Below are 3,050 nucleotides of genomic sequence, written 5' to 3'. Positions count from 1 at the left end.
TGAGCCTGAGCCTGAGCCTGAGCCTGAGCCTGAGCCTGAGCCTGAGCCTGAGCCTGAGCCTGAGCCTGAGCCTGAGCCTGAGCCTGAGCCTGAGGAGTCAAAGACTGTCCCCCTTTTGTGGCCGGCTTTGCGGCGCGTCGTGCTTGATCCGCGTCATCTTGCCCGTAACCGCCTTATTTCCGCGACCCGCGAAGATCCGGCGCATGTGGCATTTGACGTATTGCGTACCAAGCTCATCGCGGCGCTGCGCGCGCAGGGTTGGCATCGGGTTGCCATTACCTCGCCGACCCCGAACTGCGGTAAATCTTTTGTTGCGGCAAACCTCGCCATCAGCCTTTCCCGGCAATCCAACCTGCGCACAGTGCTCATGGATTTGGACTTGCGCCGCCCGTCGGTGGCGCGCACTCTTGGGCTGGAAGACCCGGGGCGCATGGCGAATTTCCTGACCGGTGACATTCAGCTGGACCAATTCTTTTCCTGCCCGGACAAAAATGATCTCAAGATCGGTGAAAACCTTGCGCTTGGGCTTAATGACAGGGCCGAGACCTATGCCGCGGAACTGCTTCAGGCTCCGCAAACCGGCGCTGTCCTGCAAGACGTCTATGATCGGCTTGCACCCGATGTCGTGATCTTCGACATGCCGCCGGCGCTCTATTATGACGATGTCCTGGGGTTTCGCCCGCAGTTCGACGGCGTTCTGCTGGTGGTTGGCGGCGGGCAGACCTCTGCACAACAGGTGCGCGATGTGAAGCAGCGCTTCGGTTCCGAGACGCCACTCCTGGGAGTTGTGATGAACCGCGCCGAGGGAGAGAGTATCGCCAAGTACGGTTACTGATCGACATGAGGCGCGGATATCGGGGGGGGTGTCTGTGAACGAGCTTGGCCGCCTGGCCTGACCGAACCTCAGTTGCCGCCGATCAAGCGCATTGGCATCAGTCTTTCCTGCACGAACCGGAACACGATTGGCAGTACGAGCAGGACCATGACCACGGTGCCCGCCACCCGCAGGATCTTGCGGCGCCGCTCGTGACGCAGACGGACGACCGGGATTGTCACGACCGGTGTGATGTCCAGTTCCTTTTCCAGTTGTGCGGCACTGCGCAACGCGGGGTTCATGAATTCCAGTATCAGCGCCAGTCCCAGTCCGGCCATCAGGCTCGCGATCCCGCCCGCAATCGCCATTTTCTTGCGGCTGGCGGAAACCGGAAAATCGGGGGGAATCGCGGTTTCGAGAATCTCGAAGCGCTCCTGTTGCTGACGCGATTCCAGAACGCTCGCCATTTCCGCCTCGACGCGGTTGCGGGTGATCGTGCTCAATTGGTCCTGCAATTGGGTCAGGTCTCGGGTGAGTGCCCCAAGTTCGCGCTCTACGCGCGGGGCTGCGGCGAGTGCGGATTCTATTCTGTCAATCCGACCGGCAACCAGCGCGCGTTGATCATTCAACTGGCCGATCTGGCGGGCAAAGACCTCTTCACGCTGGCGCGAGGCCTCTGTTTCCAGCGCGATGATCTCTTGATCGAGCGTCAGCAGGGTTTCGTTCAATGTGCGCAATTCATCACGCAGAGGAGAGATGCTGCTAGGGAGCGAGTCGGCATTGGCGCGCTTGAAATCAGCGATCTCGGATTCCAGCGTAGCAATCTGCCCGCTCACTCTCTCTTCTTCGGCGCTGTAGAAATCCAGTGTCTCGCGCGCCAGATCGAGCCGGCGCTCGCGGTTTTGTGCGATGACCGTCTCTACAAAATCATTGGCGACTTCCGCAGCCTTGACTGGGTCGGAGAGGTTGACGGTAACGCTCAGGCCAGAGGGCCTTGTTGCGGGCCCCATGCCCGGCAAGCCGACTGCAATCGGCTCAATTCGGGCCGAGATGCGTAGACTATGGATCTTTTCAGCAATGGGCATGTTTGGTGCGTTGGCAAAGAGGTCATGCCGGTCGATCACCTTGATCAGGTTGTCTCGCGCCATGAGGCGTTGCTCGATCAGCTGGAGGCGATGATTGGCATCACTGGCGACCGTCTGGCCCGTGACGTCACGCCCGACTTGCGGAGACTCGATCTGAATCACCGCTGTTGCCTCGTAAATCTTGGGCTGGTTGAGCGCAATTATGACCGAAAGCACGGAGCCCGTAAACGCAACCAGCAGGATGAGCCAGAGCCTGCGGCGTATGACACGCAAAAAATCGGGAAGGGATTGGATCGAACCCATGGTCTACCTATCAGTCTTGCTTCATTTCAAAACGAAACGCCGCCCGGCGAATTCTTGTCGACAGGTGCGCCCGCTGCAACGCGATGCCACCCTGCCGACCGAATGCCCCCAAACGGCCCTGACAGATTTACGTCTTAACTTGACCACAATCTAACGATCTGACCACGATTTCGCCACAGATTATTCGCAAGCTAATGGAAACAGTGTGTTTATTGCCTGTTTCACGCCTGTGGCAGGATGACCAGTGCCGCGACAATTGAGTCTTTGACCAATATCTGCCCGGCCCATCGGGTCTCTGCGCGGAAGGGCGCGCAGGGGCGTCGCAACCGCGTGATGAAACGGTCGCCTGAGCCGTCAAAATCAATTTCAAGGTCGTGAAAGTCGAGAATCTGGCGAGTTTGGGGGTATTGCGCCTTGTAGCTCGCTTCTTTCGCGCAAAAAATCATGCGTGCCAGAAGCCCGCTTTGATCCCGTGCCGCCATGAGACGCTCGACCGGTGTGCAGACCGTATCCAGTAAATCGGCCGGGAGCGTCTCCGCCGGTTCCAGGTCGAGGCCGAGCCCGGCGGTTGTTTGGGTGCTTGCCACGAGCGCGATACATGCCCCGCCACCGTGGCTGAGCGTCCCGGTGATGCCTTTTGGCCAGATCGGCGCGCGGTCGGTGCCTTGTGACACGGTGCCGGGAGGACGCCCAAGGGCGAGCATTGCCGCGCGGGCGGCGCGGCGTCCGGCGGCGAATTCGCGCATCCGGGCGGGAATGGCACGGGTCATCGCCGCCGTCTCGATGGGCATGAGGCCGGTCGCGGGGGCCGTCGGGTCTGCCTGTCCGAGTGCTGCGCCGGGCGGCAG

3 protein-coding genes are annotated in these 3,050 nt (G+C 60.5%); 1 reads left to right on the top strand and 2 read right to left on the bottom strand.

Annotation, left to right across the window (positions count from 1 at the left end; all coding sequences use genetic code 11):
* On the top strand, positions 1–835 hold an 835-nt coding region (locus Q0X85_RS19070; RefSeq protein ID WP_297774664.1), incomplete at its 5' end, for a P-loop NTPase.
* A gap of 68 nt (positions 836–903) precedes the next feature.
* Here Q0X85_RS19070 and Q0X85_RS19065 read toward each other — a convergent pair.
* Both Q0X85_RS19065 and Q0X85_RS19060 read right to left on the bottom strand, forming a co-directional pair.
* The gene (locus Q0X85_RS19065) at positions 904–2,202 is read right to left on the bottom strand and encodes a Wzz/FepE/Etk N-terminal domain-containing protein (RefSeq protein ID WP_297774663.1); all 1,299 of its coding nucleotides are present in this window, start codon (positions 2,200–2,202) and stop codon (positions 904–906) included.
* Between the two features lie 221 nt (positions 2,203–2,423).
* Positions 2,424–3,050 (bottom strand): 4'-phosphopantetheinyl transferase superfamily protein (locus tag Q0X85_RS19060; RefSeq protein ID WP_297774662.1); only part of this gene is annotated, 627 nt, incomplete at its 5' end.

Source organism: uncultured Roseovarius sp., assembly GCF_947259555.1.
Taxonomy (GTDB): domain Bacteria; phylum Pseudomonadota; class Alphaproteobacteria; order Rhodobacterales; family Rhodobacteraceae; genus Roseovarius.
The sequence above is the reverse complement of the archived record's forward strand: the minus strand, read 5'-3'. Positions and strand labels throughout refer to the sequence as shown.

Coding starts and splice junctions, on each gene's coding strand:
- Q0X85_RS19065 (WP_297774663.1), bottom strand. CDS start 2,202: ATGGGTTCGATCCAATCCCTTCCCGATTTTTTGCGTGTCATACGCCGC.